The following is a 16449-nucleotide window of genomic DNA, read 5'->3' as shown; positions in this document are numbered from 1 at the left end:
TCCTTTGATGATTAGCCATGCTATTTTTTCGCTTTTTTCTCTTGATAAATTTTGTTAACTTCATCTGACCACTCTTTACCGCCTCTTTTGTTGAATTCATCCACGTATTTGTCGAACTCGGACAAAGGTGTTTTTCCGGTAATGAACCGAGCGTAGTAGTCCGCTGTCAATCCGCGCAAGTCGGCTTGGTATTTCAGTTCTGCCTGTGAATTCATCATATCGGCCGCATTAGTAATAACTTTCCAGTTGAAAGCATCGCGACGGGATTGAACCGCGTAAGTTTCCACCTTTAACAAGGGATCCTCGTTTTCGAATAAGGAATACCATTGAATCCACTTACTGTCTTTATTCCACTGCTCTGTCGTGTAGATTTTGCCGTCCTTCTTCTCCCACTGCACGCCTTCAAGACCGGTATACGTCGTAAAACCGCCTTCTTCGGTATTAAAATAGTTCATAAACTTGGCTGCAGCGGAAGGATGCTTCGTATCCTTTAATACGACCACGCCACGGGCAACCATCCCTGCACCTCGTAAACCAGACTCACCACGAGGTCCTGTAGGTGGAGCAATGCGAAGCAGTTCAACATTCGGATCGGTTTTCTTCATGGTGTTTTCCATATTCGATTCCCAAGTCCACCAGTTGGCTGATACGCCATAACGATTTTTAACAAATTTCTCGTCTCTCACAGCGGAACTATGCGTAAACATCTCTGGATCAATAAGTCCTTCTTTATACCAATTAGCTAGAACCTGCAAAGCTTCCTTGGCTTCAGGACGCGTCGTTTGGGGAATTAGCTTACCGTCCTTTTCAACGAAATAGACGCTTGCTTTCGCTGTGCTCACCCACGGTGCATCGCCAGCAATAACGCCAAACGCTCCGAATATGCCGTCGAGTGAATCAAGCCCCAAGCCGCTGATACCATAAGTATCCTTCGCGCCGTTGCCGTCAGGATCTTTCTCCACAAAAGCAACCAGCACATTGTGCAGCTCATCAAGTGTTTTGGGTACAGGCATATGAACCTTTTTTAACCAATCGCCCCGAATAACGAAGTTGTAGCGCTGCGGATGAAGCCAAAGCGGAATTGCCCACAATTTGCCGTCTACCGTAAAGTAATCCAACGCTTCCTTCGGAATATTCTTCTGAATATCCGGCATCAAGCTCATATATGGCTTCAAATCCAGCAGCGCACCCTGCTTCGCATAGTCAAAGACCGCTTGACTCGTTGGCATCATAGCAACGTCCGGTTTGTCTTTTGAAGCCATAATAACGGGTACCTGATCTGCAAAGTTAGCTGAAGGCGGGGAAATTTGTTCAAATTTCACGCCAGTGGCTTTTTCAATCGTATCTTTGATGGGATTGTTATCTGGTGCCTTTTCAAAACCTCCCTTTGTATACAATAACTTGATAGGGCCTGCATCAGAGTTTGAAACCTCTGCCGGTGGTGATACATCATTTTTGGTACAAGCGGTAACCAGTGATAGAAGTAATGCGGCGGATAGACCTAAGCTGACTTTCTGCTTTCCGTTCATTTTCCATAACCTCCCATTGATTTGTTGTATTACAAACCTGCCGATTGGCGGGGCTTGCCGCTGTTTGGGAAACTGTTACCAATTGCTTATCCCTTAATGGAGCCGACCATCATGCCCTGTACAAAATAGCGCTGCAAGAACGGATAGACACACATGATCGGCAGCACCGCCACTACGATAGTGGAGTTGATAAGCACTGATGCAGGCGGTCTGTTGTCAGACAGCGAGCCACCGAGTGCAAGACCGCCGATATCATTCGCAACTAAGATCTCGCGCAATAGCAGCTGCAGCGGCCATAAATGCCGGTCGGTAATATACAAGACAGCATCGAAAAATGAGTTCCAATGAGCCACTGCATAAAACAAGCTTATAGTAGCCAGGGAGGGCAGTGTTACCGGTAAAATAACCTTCAACAGAGTTGTCATCTCGGACGCGCCGTCGATAATCGCCGACTCCTCCAATTCAACCGGAATCGTTTGGAAAAATGTTCGCATGATGATCAAATTGTATACGCTTAACGCACTCGGAATAATCATCGCCCAAAACGTATTTGTCAAATACAGGCTGTTAACGACCAGAAAGGTTGGAATCATTCCACCGGAGAACAACATCGTGAAAAAGAAGATCCCCATAATGCCACCGCGCCCCGGCAGAAACTTCTTTGAAAGCGGATATGCTGTCAAGATAGTGATTACAAGACTGACCGTTGTACCCACCAGCGTTCTTAGAATAGTAATCGTATACGCATCGATAATCTTGGAACTGCCTCGAAATAACCAGGCATAGTACTCAAACGTGAGACTGGTCGGTATAACGATAAACGTGTTGGGTTGATTAATAACATCACTCATCGGTGTTACTGAGCTTAGAAGAACGGTAATTACCGGAAGCAGTGTCGCCAAAGTTATCATTGAAAGAATCAGCAGGTTCATCACATTGAAAGCGCTATCAGCATTGCGTCCAAAAACACGGCGACGTGGCCCGGCGTTGTGCGTATGTGTCGGTTTCATCACTTATCCTCCACTTTTTCCAGGAAATAATAGGTGGTAACGACCATGATGCAGGCAATAACGGATTTGAACATACCCGCAGCTGCAGAAATATGAAATTTATTTTCCAGAACACCAATTCGGTATACATACGTGTCAATGATATCACCGACACCGTAAAGCATCGGGTTATACAAGTTAAATACTTGCTCGAACCCCACATTAAGGACACTTCCCATTCTCAGCAGCAGCATGATCATAATGATAGGCATAATACTAGGGAGCGAAATTTTTATCATACACTGAAACCGTGTAGCTCCATCCATCTTGGCCGCCTCATACAGCTCCTGGGATACAGCGGTCAGCGCTGCCAGGTAAATAATGGCGTTCCAGCCCATCTCTTTCCAAATATCAGATATGACCAAAATGCTTCGGAAGTAAACCTCATCGCTGAAAAAGTATATCGCCTTTTCACCTGTCATCTTAATTAGTTTATTGATCGGTCCTTGATCGGATAGGAAGTTAAACATCAAGCCTGACATGACAATCCATGATAAAAAGTGAGGAAGGTAGAGAATTGTCTGGATACTGCGCTTAAAGATCAAAACGCGAACTTCATTAATCAGTAGTGCTAGCAGAATCGGAACGGGAAAACCTAAGATAACTTTATACGCACTAATAATAAACGTATTTTTCATAGCTGTAATAAACTGAGGAGCTTGAAATAAGTACATGAAATTGTCGAAGCCTACAAATTTACTGCCCCATACCCCATTAAAAATTTGATAATCCTGAAAGGCAATGACCAGCCCAAACATCGGCGCATAATGAAAGATGGCTATGTACAGAAGTCCGGGGATTAACATCATATAGAAGTACTTATAACGGACGAGATTTTTCAGAAACCTGGCCAGAGCCAACGGTCGATGTGCGGATCTCACGAGCCTTACAGGCTGCGAACCTGATTTGCCACTCATACGAACACCTCGCAATCTATGTACAGTAATTTGATACCTTTATCATAGCCCCCTCCTTATCATGTAGTAAATACACAGTTAGCTTCTCAGATTGTGCAATTATGAAACAAATGTACATTTATAAAAATCGGCTCTGTTAGATAATTGAATATTCCAGACATTCATCTATTTCCACTATAATACAACTTATCATTTCAAAATCATGTTAACGATTGGAAGGGTGGCACAAATGACTAATTCCACATGGCCCAAGCTGGATGACAGCACGATGCTGCAAAGGCTTACATTTCCTGAAGGCCGAGTTCGAATGGTGTTGGATACCGATACATTCAACGAAGTTGACGATCAATTCGCTTTAGCCTACGCGCTGCTTTCCCCAGAAAAGATCGATCTGCTAGCTGTAACTGCTGCACCGTTCTTCAATTGGAACTCGGTCAGCCCGGCGGATGGCATGGAGAAGAGCTATAAAGAAATCCTTAATATTATGCAGTTGATGGAAGTGAAGAATGCGCCTCCGGTCTATAAGGGCTCAGCGCAATACATGACCAGTCAAGCTGAGCCTGTGGCGAGCGAAGCAGCGGATAAAATGATTGATCTGGCTCTTTCATCCTCCGAACCGCTGTACGTGGTTGCCATCGGCGCTATAACAAATGTAGCGTCGGCTATCGCAAAATGTCCTGAAATCATCCACAATATGGTCGTCGTGTGGCTTGGTCCTAATGCCTATTGGTGGCCTACTCAGAAAATCTTTAACGTGTCGCAAGACTATCACGCGTCCTCGCTTATTTTTGACAGCGGCGTACCTTTAGTTGTGCTCCCGTGTCACGGCGTAGCGTCCCATTTGCTGACTACGACTTATGAGATTGATGCCTGTTTGCGTGGGAAAAATAAGCTCGGCACCTACTTCAGCGATATGTTCCACGGTCGGTTTACCCGGTTCGGTCAGGATAGAATGGGATGGTCTAAGGTGCTTTGGGACGTTGCGGCTATCGCCTGGGTCCTTAACGAGCAATGGGTACCTTCCATGGTACGGCGGACTCCGATCCTGAATCCCGGCTTTACTTATTCCTTTGATGACTCACGTCATTTTTATAAGGAAGCGATAGATATTGATCGCAGTCTAGTATATATGGACTTGTTTGCTAAACTTCGAGAGCTGCCCAAATAAATTGTTTTCGATGTCTGATATCGTTACTAGGTTTAGGAGGGAAGCACAATCAAAAAGCCAACCATTCTTGACGTTGCTGAAAAAGCAAACGTAACCCCCTCCACCGTATCCAGAGTTATGAACGCTTCTAGCCTCGTTAAGCCTTGCACAAGGCAACGGGTGCTGGAAGCGGCCAAGAGCCTCTGCTACATTCCAAACAAAACGGCTCGCGTGTTCAAATCTGGCAAAAGCCATATCCTCGGACTAGTGATTAGTACGCAGCATATTAGCGAACTCGTCTTAAATGCCGGATTCCAGGCGAGGTTTAAAGCACTGACAGTGAAAGCGCACAACGAAGGATATAATATGCTAATTATCACTTCAACCGATGCTGAATCCCATTCCTACTTTGAAGTGATCAAAAACCAGGTAGCCGATGGTTTTATCATATTAAGCCCATCTATCAATGAATCCTTGACCTCCCTCCTTGAGGAAGCTGGCATTCCCTATGTGTTCAACATGAAATATTCCAACAACCCCGAGGACAGTTACTACATATCCTCGGATGATGTTGAGGGTGGGTATATGGCGGCCAAATACTTACTAGATTTGAACCATACAGATATTCGTTTTATCCTTGGAATTGTAAAAGGGACGATCATGCCTTTTAATGAAGATCGAGTTCATGGTTTCAAAAAGGCACTCGACGAATACGGCATAGCGTTCAAACAGGAAATGATCGTCACCATTCCTGGTCAAATGGAAGAGAGTTATAATCTTATTCACGAATTGTTCCAAAAGCAAAAACCCACAGCCCTGATGATATCCAACGAAACAACGACGGTGGCTGCCTTAAACTATTTTTACGATTATGGTTACAGCGTCCCGCAGGATGTGTCTGTGATCGGCTTCGGTCCCTCGGAATTTTTCCGGCATCGTCGCCCGAATTTAACCAATGTCAGCTATGACATCACATGGTCCAGCGACAAGCTGGTCGACCTTCTACTACAGCGGATCGAAGGCCTGCCGGTAACCCTTGAAAGGCCAAAAAAACCCGAGCTAATCATTCGGGGTAGTACGGCACGATATGTTCAACCAACCGTCTCGGTCGCTAAGAAAAACTGATTGAAAACTCCGTATGGGTAAGCGCTGGTCTCCTAAACCAGTCGCTCCATACGGAGTTTTTCATCTGGCGTTCCTTGCATGTTCAGCTACCTGTCGCGAATCCGTTCACGACCTGCTCGTATCTCGGCTAAAAACTCCGGCCACCATTGCTTTTGATCCGATCGTTCGTCCAACTTGGCCCTTTCTTCCACGATTCTGGGCAATAACTCCTCCGCTTTCTTCTTCAGTTCTTCCAAGCCTCCGATTTCCGGCACAAGCCATTTTCTGCCGATTTGTGTGTGAAGCACCTCGTCGGCCCAATCATAATCCTGAAATGTTTGAGCAAGCTCATTGTCGGACGATTTGGCAATGACCCACTCTAGCCGTTTCCCAGTCTTTTTGGGCATTTGCCTTTGTTCGAAATACCACAGAATCATGTGCGCTTCCAACGGCTCGAACTTCGTGTTCAACGTTAAGCTTGTTCTAAAGTCGATCGGGTATTTATAAAACTCAACGCCGTCTTGATACAAGCCAACCTCACCAAGCATAGAATGACGGGCTTCATCCCACAGCTGCCTGCTCATGTCCACATAATAGTCCCATGGTTTTCCCTGTGTCTTGTAAATGATTGGCCCCATCCATTCCGGCACCGTCATTTCCTTCAACCGTTTATAAATCAAGGCATACGTTCTCTCGTCTGATGGACGCGTCTCTTCAAGATAGTAATCATCTATTTTCCCAGCAAAGTTATACTTATCAACAAATCGGGCATCCCGGCGAGGTTCATCTTTCATTTCATAAGGCTTGCCATCCACGTTACGTGGAGTAATAGGCGACCAGTTCGCTGACTTTTCCAAATCTCCTGAGAAGCCTCCTGCCGCTTGCAGACAGCATTGCAAATGCTCCTGCCATTGTTGTGCGGCTATCCGGTCCTCCTCTGTTATCATCAATGCCTGTATCGCCTTTTCTCCCCAAACCTGCATCTCTTCTTCTTCCATTAGCATGAATTTGAGTATTCGACACGTAGGATGATCCACTAACGGATTGGTTTCTGCCAAATGCTTGTTCAGAGATCGGATAAGTTCCTTCTTGGCTACGCCATAAATACCAATCATCAACTCTAGGGTCGTCTGCGATCGAATCAGCTCCTGGAAAAACAGTTCAATCACAGCATCTGGCGTTTTGTCCAAATAATGCGGAGGTTCGCGCATCTCCGTAATCCGCTTACGGAGCATGGCACTGTGTTCGGCATCCAGCCACATATGCAATCCTGAGGCACACTTCACTTCCCATTCGGGCACATGGGCAATATGTGCGGCATAAATGTTCGTCAGTTGAGTTTCCACGTACACATACCGTTTCAATAAACTCACAGAACGGTCAATATCATAACCGACAGAGCAGGCCCTTTCATAGCTGCAAATACCGGCTAAAGGAGTTAAACCCAAATTGTTATTTTTGACTCTTTCCATAGTTGCCCCCTTATCGAAATTAAAATGGTACCGTTGCCATTTTTACATACAGAGGATTCCTTTACTCTACAAACATTGCGTATTCTGTTAGTCAAGTTCCATGGCGTTATAGACAAGCAAATCGCGATATTGCCCGGGTGTAATGCCCTCGCTCCGTTTAAAGGCACGGATAAAGCTATGCACATTGTTGTAGCCAACTTCATTACTAATTTGACAAACCGTCCAATCATTCAAGGAAAGCATTTGCTTAGAGCTTACGATGCGTCTTGCGGTCAGTAAGTTATAAAAAGTGCTTCCCGTGTACTGCTTCAGTAAGCGGTTAATATACGTAGAAGAGCATTTCACCAGCTCAGACACATGCTCTAATCCAAAATCCTGGTTAAAGTGTTCATCTATGTAGGACCTAATCTCCCATACAATACGTTGATTTTTGTCAACACGTAAAGCAAGCATATGTTTACAAATATGCAGGCAAATCCCTTCCATATACCGGTGAATTTCTTGCTTTGTTGCAAACTTCTCCATGTTAGCACAAGGATCAATATCACAATCCATCATGTCTCGGAGGGTAAAACCTGCTTTATATACCGTTCGAATAATGGCATGCGTCAAGTGCAGATACACACGCCTGGCCGTGTTCGTATCATCTGGCTGAATGGCATCCATACACAGTTCAATGTAGTCTAGCGTACTTTGCAACTTTTTGATTGTACTTCGCATAATCGTACTGCAGAGTCTTTCTTCCAACTCAAAAAGTGTTGCGTATTCATAACTTTTATGTTTATTCCGATCATCAAAAGTAAGACTCCCCCCATTCCTCTGAGTCGTTACTGGCATATGTGATACGTAATTCAAATTGTAGAAGGTAGTTCCATTATCTGAAAAATGATATGTACGCGTCTGCTTCCCGAAAATTTGCAACGAACTGTGCAAGGTCATACCCCTCTCTTTAATGAAATTCACACAAGAAATGGTACCGTTGCCATTTTGTTTTACAAAGATGTGAAAGCACTTACACATTCATATTAGCCCTGCATTTAAACGATGTCAACCTGATTTTAAACAATTGTTCATGAATAATTTACTGTAAATATTTTGTATAAAGTGCTATAATGGCATCGTTATCATTATTATCATTCAAGTTTTCCAAAGGGGAGAGTCCCAATCAAAAAGCCTACTATCCGTGACGTCGCCCTTAAAGCGAATGTCACTGCTTCCACGGTCTCTAGAGTATTAAATGATTCCGATCTCGTGAAACCCCGTACAAGGCAAAAGGTACTAGAGGTCATTGAAAGTCTCGGCTATATCCCGAACAAGACTGCCCGGATCTTCAAGTCCGGTAAAAGCTATATTCTTGGACTTGTGATTAGCCAGGCTCATATTAGCGAGATTATGTCTAATGCCGGATTTCAGGCACAGTTTAAAGGCTTGACCGAGAAGGCCCACAAAGAAGGATATAATATTTTAATCATCACTTCTGCTGAAGGGGATGCTTATTCCTATTTTGAGGTGATCAAAAATCAACTGGCGGATGGCTTTATTATTTTCAGCCCCTCTCAAAATGACACGTTAACTTCCTTGCTTGAAGAGGCTGAAGTCCCCTACGTCTTCAACATGAAATACTCTGACAACCCCCAGGACCGTTACTACGTATCCTCGGACGACTTCGAAGGCGGGTACCTTGCAGCTAAATATCTGCTCGATTTGAACCATACGGACATTCGTATGTTGGTGGGCAGTGTCAAAGGCAGCATGTTGTCTTTCAATGTCGAAAGAATTAATGGCTTTAAGAAAGCCTTGGCACAATACGGAGTACCGTTCAAGGAAGAAATGATCGTCCCTATTATTGGGCAAATGGATCAAAGCTATAACGCTATCTATCAGTTGTTTCAGACACAGAAACCTTCAGCTCTTCTGATTTCGAACGAAATCACCACGGTTGCAGCCTTGAACTACTTCGCTGATTATGGCTACAGGGTACCACAGGATGTATCCATCATTGGCTTCGGGCCTTCCGAGTTTTTTCGCACGCTGCGTCCCAATTTAACGAACGTCAGCTATGATATCTCTTGGACTAGCTCCAAGCTTGTAGATCTTCTTCTGCAGCGCATTGAAGGTAAGTCGCCGTCTTTTGAGATGCCCAAAAAACCGGAATTAGTCATCCGCGACAGTACCGCCCGATATATGCCAGAGCCATCTCCGATTCTCGAAATGCAGCAAGAATGATCATCATCTTGCTGCATTAGAGCCACTGCTCAGGCGGCGCCCCCTACCCCAAACCAATAAAAAAAGGCGCCTAAGGGCACCTTTTATCAACATATTAAAATACAAAATCATCGTCTGTCAAAGCTTCAACGTGAATCGTACGCACATACCCATTCCCTTTTTTAGAGAAAAAGTCATGCTGCTTCGTCTTCGTGCTGAGTCCGTTCAGAACAATCGGATTGATTTCCTCTTCGGGGAACAACGGCTCTACCCCTAAGTTCATGAACGCTTTGTTCGCGTTGTAACGCAGGAATGCTTTCACATCTTCCGCCAGCCCCAGTGGCCCATACAGGCTTTCTGTGTAGCCTTCCTCATTGGCATGAAGCTCTTTCAGCAGCGCAGACAATGTCTCGTAAGCCTCATCTTGTTCAGCAGGGCTAAGCTCTGCATAAACTTCCTGAGCCAATACACCAATGTACAGACCATGAATACTCTCGTCACGTAAAATCAAATCAATGATTTCCCCGCTGCTTGTCATTTTACCCTGTCCGGCCAAATAAAGCGGGTAATAGAAGCCGCTGTAGAACAAGTAACTCTCCAGCAGAACCGACGCTGCCATCGCTAAGTACAGCTCTTTCGTCGTCGTAATATTTTCGTAATAATGGGAAATCTTATTCGCTTTGAACTGCAGATGAGGATTGCGCTCTACCCATGCGAATAACTCATTGATCTCTTCTGTCGTAGACAGTGTCGTAAAAATAGAGCTGTACGACTTCGCATGAATTTGCTCCATCATGCCCATGAAGCTAAGCACAGCTTTGCGCTGCAGCCCGTCAACATGCTCAAGAATCTTCGGCATGCCAACGCCGCCTTGCATCGTATCAAGCAGCGTAAGGCCGCCAAGCACCTTCATGTAGAGCTCACGCTCAGCCCCGCTCAGCGTGATCCATGACATTTTATCATCAGACAGCGGAATTTCCTCGTCCGTCCAGAACTGCATAATGTTCTGGTTCCAGAATGTAATCGTGAAATCATCATCTGGCCGGTTCCAGTTCACCGCTTTTTTGACGATTGGCTGATTAATGGTAGTTGCAATACTCATCTATGTTCAATCCCCTTCCCAATTACACCGAACAGCTTACACATTCCTCGACGGATAGCTGGTTTGTTCGCGTGTAGTAGAGCGATTTAAGTCCTTTGTGTGCCGCATATAGATACAATCTAGCAAGTTGTCTCGTAGACACATCACTATTCACGTGCAAAATAGTCGAAATGCCTTGATCCACATGCGTTTGAATTTCGGCAATCAGATCGAGAATTTTGAATTGATCCATTTGATACGCGGATTTATAGTAAAAATAATTGTCGCGTGCCATGAATGGCATCGGATAGTAAGTCGTTGAGTTCGCATATGTACGAGTCTCGATGGGCTCAACAATCGGCATAACGCTCGAAGTCGAGTTTTGGATATACGAAATACTTTGTGTTGGAGCAACAGCTAGACGGTAAGCATGATACAAACCGTGCTTCTGGACTTCTTCCTGCAGCTTGCTCCAATCGTCCCGTGATGGGATCTCCATACCTGCAAACAGTTCTTTCACTTTATCCGTAACCGGACGATAATCTGTCTCTGTGTAACGGTTAAAATAAGCGCCATTCGCGTATTCTGACAGCTCAAAGCCTGCAAAAACCTGCTCTTTCGCTTTGGCAATCTCCATGCTTTTCTCGATCGAATAATAGTTCATCGCCATAAAGAATGTGCGGACGAAATCCTTCGCTTCATCACTCTCATAGCTAATTTTGTTCTTGGATAAATATCCGTGCAGATTCATGACTCCCAGTCCAACCGAATGCAGTTCACGATTTGCTTTTGCCACACCTGGTGCATTGCTGATCGTCGTCATATCACTAACTGCTGTCAGAGCCGTCATGCCTTCATGAACGGTTTCACGGAGTTTCTTGTGACCCATCACATTTGCAATGTTCATGGAAGCCAAGTTACAGCTGATATCTCGCAGAATCACATCATCTTGACCGTAATCATTGATTTCCGATGTTTCTTGCAATTGGAAGATCTCAGTGCAGAGATTAGACATTTTGATCGTTCCGATCCCTTTCAGGGCATGATCCTTGTTGGCATTCGTACGATTCATCATATATGGATAACCGGATTCCAGTTGGGTTGTCGCAATTTTGATCAGCATGTCACGCGCGCTCATCACTACTTTTTTCTTAACTTTCGGGTTCGCCAGAAGCTCATCATACATATCATCAATATCAAGATCATCCAAATGCTTGCCATAGGCTTGTAAAACCGTATAAGGCGCAAAAACATGAAGAGGTTTGTTCTCTTCTGCCAACTTGTAGAACTTATTCGGTACGATAAGACCGATGGAAAGAGTTTTCAGACGTGATTTCTCATCTGCATTAATTTTCTTGCTGTCCAGGAATTCCATAAGATCCCAGCCGAAAATGTTGTAATAAGCCGCTCCAGAGCCTTTGCGCTGTCCCATTTGATCTGCATAGGAGAACGCATCCTCCATCAGCTTAAGAACAGGCATAATCCCTTTGGCTGCGCGTTCTACACCTTTGATGGACTCACCGCGCCCGCGTAGTTTGGACAAGTTAACGGCTACACCGCCGCCAATTTTGGAAAGCTGCATGCATGTCGCCAGCACGTAGTTAATAGAGTTGAGAGAATCATCCATCTCCAGAAGGAAACAGGAGACCATCTCGCCACGACGGCTTTTCCCTGCGTTAAGGAATGTCGGCGTTGCCGGCTGCAAGCGCTGCTCCATCATCGATACAGCAAGCGTAGAAGCAGTTTCTACGTTACCACGCCCCAAGTAAAGAGCTACAATCGCAACGCGATCCGGGAAATGCTCTAGATACAAGGATTTATCGTCACTGCGCAAAGCATAGTCTGTATAAAATTTCGAAGCTGCCATATACGAGGCGAACTCGAATTGATTGTCGTGAGCCACTTGATAAACTTGATTTACTTCCTCTAACGTGTAGTACTCATATACGTTCTCATAATAGTTGTTATCAATCATATAACGAACTTTTGCCGTCGTATCGGGGAAAGTGAGGCTTTTACTATGAACATCCTGCATAAAAACTTCAACGGCTTCTTTATCCTTCTCTAGTTGAAAAAAGCCATCCGCTCCGCGTTGCATTAATAAATTATTCAGCTCAATGTGCCGCAATTGCATGTACCCCCTGAACAAATCGTATTACATCATTTTTGGTGCCGGATAACTCGAACTTCGTTAACACAGGCACATCATACAGCTGTGAGATGGTGTCTGCGCTTTTCGCAAACCCGTCTCCCCAGTTACGGTTACCGCTTGCTGCTACTCCGATCATATTCGAGGCGTTCGATTCCAGGAAGGAACTTACCTTCTCAGGAACTTGGCCAAATCCGGTTGTGTAGGTAACGAGCACGAAAGGCTCGTCCACTTTCATCGCTTCCTCGATTTGGATCGCCGGCATTTGAAGTTTGTTAATAAATCGGCGAACATTCCCCGTTTTCGAATCGTAAGCAATCAGCATGGGCTCCGTCTCCTAACATCTCAATCATGGTTTCAAGCATTCTCGCGTCTAGTGTCTAACTTATGTAGATAACCTATATGTAGTTAGTAATATAAATCTTACCGTCCATCCATATCTAGTATTGTCCTTTGTCCTCTCGACAAAATAGCTGAATTTCCGCAGGTAGGAAAAGGGCTGAAATTGGCGGTAAATCGGGCTTTCCCCCGGTATTACGCGGTATTTCCGCTGCGAATTCAGGATATGTCCAATTCGCTTTTTCCCACGACATCTAGTTGATAGATTCAAATTTATATCAATATATTGTGTTTGTCAACGTGTATTATGACACATTTCCAGGTCCAAAATAGCCAAACCCAGACAGGACGTGGCTCCAGAGGATTTGAAAAAATATTTTCATTTTAGACTTGAAATTTTCACAAATGTCGAAAGGAACATCGCTCGGAATCTCCTCTTTTACCCTACTAGATCTAGTTCCGCACCCCTCTCAAAAAAAGCCCCTCAAACCGTCTCAGAGGCCATCTTAAGACATTGTAAACGATGAACTGACCATTCCATGCCGAGACAAAAAAAAGCCATTCACGCGCACACGAGGGTGCCATGAATAGCTCATGTATGTCTTCGTCCGTTACTAACCGTTGCGTTTTTGGAAATCAATCATGAAATCTGCGAGCGCTTTGCAAGAAGAATAAGGAACTGCATTGTAAGTAGATGCTCTCAGGCCGCCTACACTGCGATGCCCTTTCAACCCGACAAACCCGTTCTGCTCGGTTTCCTTGATGAATTTCTTCTCCAGCTCTTCATCCTGCACACGGAAAGTGATATTCATTGCTGAACGGCTGCCCTTATCGACAGGACCACGGTAGAAACCACCGCTTTGATCAATTGCGCTGTAGATCAAACCTGACTTCTCCAGGTTGTTTTTCTCGATAACAGCTAGTCCGCCTTGTTCCTGAATCCATTTCAGCACGAGGTTTACCATGTAGATGGAGTACACCGGCGGCGTGTTGTATAGGGAATTGTTTTTGCCGTGAATTTCGTAACGCAGCATGGTCGGGATTGTTTTCGGCAGGTCTTGCAGAAGATCTTCTTTGACGATGACAACAGTCACGCCTGATGGACCTAGATTTTTTTGGGCACCAGCATAAATCATGCCGAACTTCGATACATCAACTGGACGGCTCAAGATATCGCTGGACATATCCCCGATAAGCGGCACATTGCCTGTTTCCGGATAGCTTTGGAACTGAGCGCCTTCGATCGTTTCATTGGATGTCAAGTGCAGGTAAGCGGAATCCGGGTGAATGTTGATTTCACTGAGATCCGGAATTTTCATAAATTTGTTCTCCTTGGAGCTAGCTGCAATAGCTACTTCTCCGAAAAGACTTGCTTCCTGTACCGCTTTCTCAGCCCAAGCGCCTGTCAGCACATAGCTGCCCACTTTGCCTGGCTTCAAGAAATTCATAGGAATCATAGCGAATTGAGTACTCGCTCCGCCTTGCAGGAACTGTACTTGATAGCCATCCGGAATAGCAAAAATTTGCTTCAATAATTGCTGCGTTTCAGTATGTACTTGCTCGTATTCCGCGCTGCGATGCGAAATTTCCATGATCGACATGCCGATACCCTTGAATTCGACAAGTTCCTCTTGCGCTTTCTGCAAAACTTCGAGCGGTAATGCCGCAGGCCCTGCGTTAAAGTTATAGGCCCGATTTCCCATGAATGACCACACCTTTGCTTTTTGTATTATGGCTATGATAGCAATATTCTCCTCATGCATCAAGTAAAACCTTAGTTGGCAATGCTAGTTGAAGCAGGAAATCCGGACCAGGGTACGCGTCATAAAAAGCTGAAAAGGAGCCTAAACTCGCATGCATCCTTCTGCTCATTCGACAAAAGCGCTTTCAACACCGTCCGACAAATACCGGCTTTTTGTCGGCATCGGTCTCCCGCAGGAGTCCCAGCGGGAGCTGTCTCTCCTGGCAGCCTCCCTCAAGGAGCGGCTGCCCTTCCATAAGTGGACGCATCCACAGGACGTCCACGTCACTTTAAGCTTCCTCGGCGACACATCCGCCGAGACAGCCGACACGCTGGCGAACGAACTTCGCCAGATCGCAGCAGCTGCGCTGCCGCTGAATCTGCACGCCGAGGGGCTCGGCGTGTTCGGACCTCCGGCAGCGCCGTCGGTGCTTTGGGCGGGCATCGCCGGCGAACTGGACGCGCTGGCTGCGCTGCAGCGCGAGGTCGCGGGCGCCTGTGCCCGCCATGGCTTTCCGGCCGAGGCGCGCGCCTACCGGCCGCATCTCACGCTAGCCCGCCGCTACCAGCAAGCGGCGGAACCGTTCTCGCGCGCCGCCCTGGCAGGCGCGCCTTCGCTGCCCGCGTGGCGGGCAGCGGACATCGTCCTCTACCGCAGCCACTTGGGCCGGCAGCCTTCCTATGAGAGGCTGGGCGTTTTCGCTCTGGGCCCCCTTTGACCCTTACATAAAATGTATGGTTTTGAATAATTTTCTGACACTCTACAAACAATGAAATACAATTGACTTTGCTCATTTCTCTTTGTGAAATAGCTATTCAACAAGTAGGAGGTTCCAACGTGCAGGATTGGCTTGAAATTGTATTAAGGACATTGTTAGCCGTTATCGTACTTTTCCTGATGACAAAGATGTTAGGGAAAAGACAAGTCTCGCAGCTTTCTTTTTTCGAATACATAACCGGTATTACCATTGGCAGCCTTGCGGCCTATATCTCACTTGATCTGGAGGCGAATTGGTACCTTGGTTTGGTATCTTTGGCTGTTTGGATCGCTTGTTCTTTAGGCATTGAATATTTGCAGCTTAAAAGCAAAAAAATGCGGGATTTTATTGACAGCAAGGGGACCGTTCTCATTCGAGACGGCAAAGTGCTGGAAGATAACTTGAAAAAGGAGCGGCTGACCACAGACGAGCTCATGGAGCAGCTGCGGAAGCGGTCTGCTTTCATGGTGGCAGATGTTGAATTTGCAATCATGGAGCCGAACGGGGAAATCAATGTCCTGTTAAAGCGCGAAAATCAGCCCTTAACACCCAAACATTTGGGCATCAAAGTGGCACCTGAGAAGGAACCTCAAGCGGTTATCATGGATGGCGAAATACTGGACGAATCACTGGCTACTCTCGGTTTCAGCCGAGGTTGGCTCAAAACGGAACTAGACAAAATAGGAATAACCATTGAAAATGTATTTCTCGGGGAAGTCGATTCGTACGGCCAATTGTATGTAGATTTGTTTGATGATAAAATCAATATCCCTGTACCGCAGGAAAAAGCTACTCTCTTCGCTAGCTTAAAACAGTGTGAAGCAGATCTCATGCTATACGGACTGACCACCAACAATAAACAAGCAAAGGCGATGTACGAGCAATGCTCCAAGCAAATGGAGGGTATCCTCGATCAACTTAAGCCTATATTGACGCGATAAATCAAAATGCTCCCCGC

Annotated in this window: 14 protein-coding genes; 5 read left to right on the top strand and 9 right to left on the bottom strand. The window is 45.6% G+C overall.

What is annotated here, in order from left to right:
* Window positions 1-20: 20 nt before the first annotated feature.
* The 3 genes from AC58VC_RS12730 to AC58VC_RS12720 form a co-directional block, all read right to left on the bottom strand.
* A complete protein-coding gene (locus AC58VC_RS12730) occupies window positions 21-1529 on the bottom strand; it encodes an extracellular solute-binding protein (protein ID WP_497369141.1) in 1509 nt (502 codons plus the stop codon).
* Window positions 1530-1615: 86 nt separating this feature from the next.
* On the bottom strand, window positions 1616-2539 hold the full coding sequence (locus tag AC58VC_RS12725; protein ID WP_497369140.1) for a carbohydrate ABC transporter permease: 924 nt from the start codon (window positions 2537-2539) through the stop codon (window positions 1616-1618).
* On the bottom strand, window positions 2539-3495 hold the full coding sequence (locus AC58VC_RS12720) for an ABC transporter permease (RefSeq protein ID WP_497369139.1): 957 nt from the start codon (window positions 3493-3495) through the stop codon (window positions 2539-2541). The genes AC58VC_RS12725 and AC58VC_RS12720 overlap by 1 nt, the downstream gene beginning before the upstream one ends.
* Before the next feature lie 229 nt (window positions 3496-3724).
* On the opposite strand from AC58VC_RS12720, the gene AC58VC_RS12715 reads away from it, so the two are divergent.
* Both AC58VC_RS12715 and AC58VC_RS12710 read left to right on the top strand, forming a co-directional pair.
* Window positions 3725-4663, top strand: a complete 939-nt coding sequence (locus AC58VC_RS12715) for a nucleoside hydrolase (RefSeq protein WP_497369138.1) — start codon at window positions 3725-3727, stop codon at window positions 4661-4663.
* Between the two features lie 48 nt (window positions 4664-4711).
* Entirely contained in the window at window positions 4712-5767 is a 1056-nt protein-coding gene (locus AC58VC_RS12710; RefSeq protein WP_497369793.1) for a LacI family DNA-binding transcriptional regulator, read from the top strand.
* An 86-nt stretch (window positions 5768-5853) separates the two neighbouring features.
* Here AC58VC_RS12710 and AC58VC_RS12705 read toward each other — a convergent pair whose 3' ends face one another.
* Window positions 5854-7218 carry a hypothetical protein gene (locus AC58VC_RS12705; RefSeq protein ID WP_497369137.1) on the bottom strand — a complete coding sequence of 455 codons (1365 nt, stop codon included), beginning with the start codon at window positions 7216-7218 and terminating at the stop codon, window positions 5854-5856.
* An 87-nt stretch (window positions 7219-7305) separates the two neighbouring features.
* Window positions 7306-8151, bottom strand: a complete 846-nt coding sequence (locus AC58VC_RS12700; protein WP_497369136.1) for a helix-turn-helix transcriptional regulator — start codon at window positions 8149-8151, stop codon at window positions 7306-7308.
* Between the two features lie 231 nt (window positions 8152-8382).
* Here AC58VC_RS12700 and AC58VC_RS12695 point away from each other — a divergent pair, with 231 nt between their 5' ends.
* The gene (locus tag AC58VC_RS12695) at window positions 8383-9444 is read left to right on the top strand and encodes a LacI family DNA-binding transcriptional regulator (protein ID WP_497369792.1); all 1062 of its coding nucleotides are present in this window, start codon (window positions 8383-8385) and stop codon (window positions 9442-9444) included.
* 94 nt (window positions 9445-9538) lie between these two features.
* Here the strand turns inward: AC58VC_RS12695 and nrdF are convergent, their stop codons facing one another.
* The 4 genes from nrdF to serC all read right to left on the bottom strand — a co-directional run bounded on the left by nrdF (window position 9539) and on the right by serC (window position 14695).
* Window positions 9539-10525 carry a class 1b ribonucleoside-diphosphate reductase subunit beta gene (gene nrdF, locus AC58VC_RS12690; protein WP_497369135.1) on the bottom strand — a complete coding sequence of 329 codons (987 nt, stop codon included), beginning with the start codon at window positions 10523-10525 and terminating at the stop codon, window positions 9539-9541.
* Window positions 10526-10547: 22 nt separating this feature from the next.
* Entirely contained in the window at window positions 10548-12632 is a 2085-nt protein-coding gene (gene nrdE / locus AC58VC_RS12685; RefSeq protein WP_497369134.1) for a class 1b ribonucleoside-diphosphate reductase subunit alpha, read from the bottom strand.
* Window positions 12619-12978: a class Ib ribonucleoside-diphosphate reductase assembly flavoprotein NrdI gene (nrdI, locus tag AC58VC_RS12680; RefSeq protein WP_497369133.1), complete on the bottom strand. Its 360-nt coding sequence runs from the start codon at window positions 12976-12978 to the stop codon at window positions 12619-12621. The genes nrdE and nrdI overlap by 14 nt, the downstream gene beginning before the upstream one ends.
* A 628-nt stretch (window positions 12979-13606) precedes the next feature.
* Window positions 13607-14695 carry a 3-phosphoserine/phosphohydroxythreonine transaminase gene (gene serC, locus AC58VC_RS12675; protein ID WP_497369132.1) on the bottom strand — a complete coding sequence of 363 codons (1089 nt, stop codon included), beginning with the start codon at window positions 14693-14695 and terminating at the stop codon, window positions 13607-13609.
* 151 nt (window positions 14696-14846) lie between these two features.
* Between serC and thpR the strand changes: the two genes are divergently transcribed.
* Window positions 14847-15452, top strand: coding sequence for an RNA 2',3'-cyclic phosphodiesterase (gene thpR / locus AC58VC_RS12670; protein ID WP_497369131.1), 606 nt, complete (start codon window positions 14847-14849; stop codon window positions 15450-15452).
* Window positions 15453-15571: 119 nt separating this feature from the next.
* Window positions 15572-16432 carry a DUF421 domain-containing protein gene (locus AC58VC_RS12665; RefSeq protein WP_497369130.1) on the top strand — a complete coding sequence of 287 codons (861 nt, stop codon included), beginning with the start codon at window positions 15572-15574 and terminating at the stop codon, window positions 16430-16432.
* Window positions 16433-16449 lie beyond the last annotated feature (17 nt).

The organism is Paenibacillus sp. J22R67 (assembly GCF_059692175.1).
Note: the sequence above shows the minus strand (reverse complement) of the source record. Positions and strands in the feature narration are given on the sequence as shown.

Excerpts from the sequence above, each read along its gene's own strand:
- AC58VC_RS12715 (WP_497369138.1), top strand. The coding sequence starts at position 3,725 with ATGACTAATTCCACATGGCCCAAGCTGGATGACAGCACGATGCTGCAA.
- nrdF (WP_497369135.1), bottom strand. The coding sequence starts at position 10,525 with ATGAGTATTGCAACTACCATTAATCAGCCAATCGTCAAAAAAGCGGTG.
- thpR (WP_497369131.1), top strand. The coding sequence starts at position 14,847 with ATGCATCCTTCTGCTCATTCGACAAAAGCGCTTTCAACACCGTCCGAC.
- AC58VC_RS12725 (WP_497369140.1), bottom strand. The coding sequence starts at position 2,539 with ATGAAACCGACACATACGCACAACGCCGGGCCACGTCGCCGTGTTTTT.
- AC58VC_RS12730 (WP_497369141.1), bottom strand. The coding sequence starts at position 1,529 with ATGAACGGAAAGCAGAAAGTCAGCTTAGGTCTATCCGCCGCATTACTT.
- serC (WP_497369132.1), bottom strand. The coding sequence starts at position 14,695 with ATGGGAAATCGGGCCTATAACTTTAACGCAGGGCCTGCGGCATTACCG.
- AC58VC_RS12720 (WP_497369139.1), bottom strand. The coding sequence starts at position 3,495 with ATGAGTGGCAAATCAGGTTCGCAGCCTGTAAGGCTCGTGAGATCCGCA.
- nrdI (WP_497369133.1), bottom strand. The coding sequence starts at position 12,978 with ATGCTGATTGCTTACGATTCGAAAACGGGGAATGTTCGCCGATTTATT.
- AC58VC_RS12705 (WP_497369137.1), bottom strand. The coding sequence starts at position 7,218 with ATGGAAAGAGTCAAAAATAACAATTTGGGTTTAACTCCTTTAGCCGGT.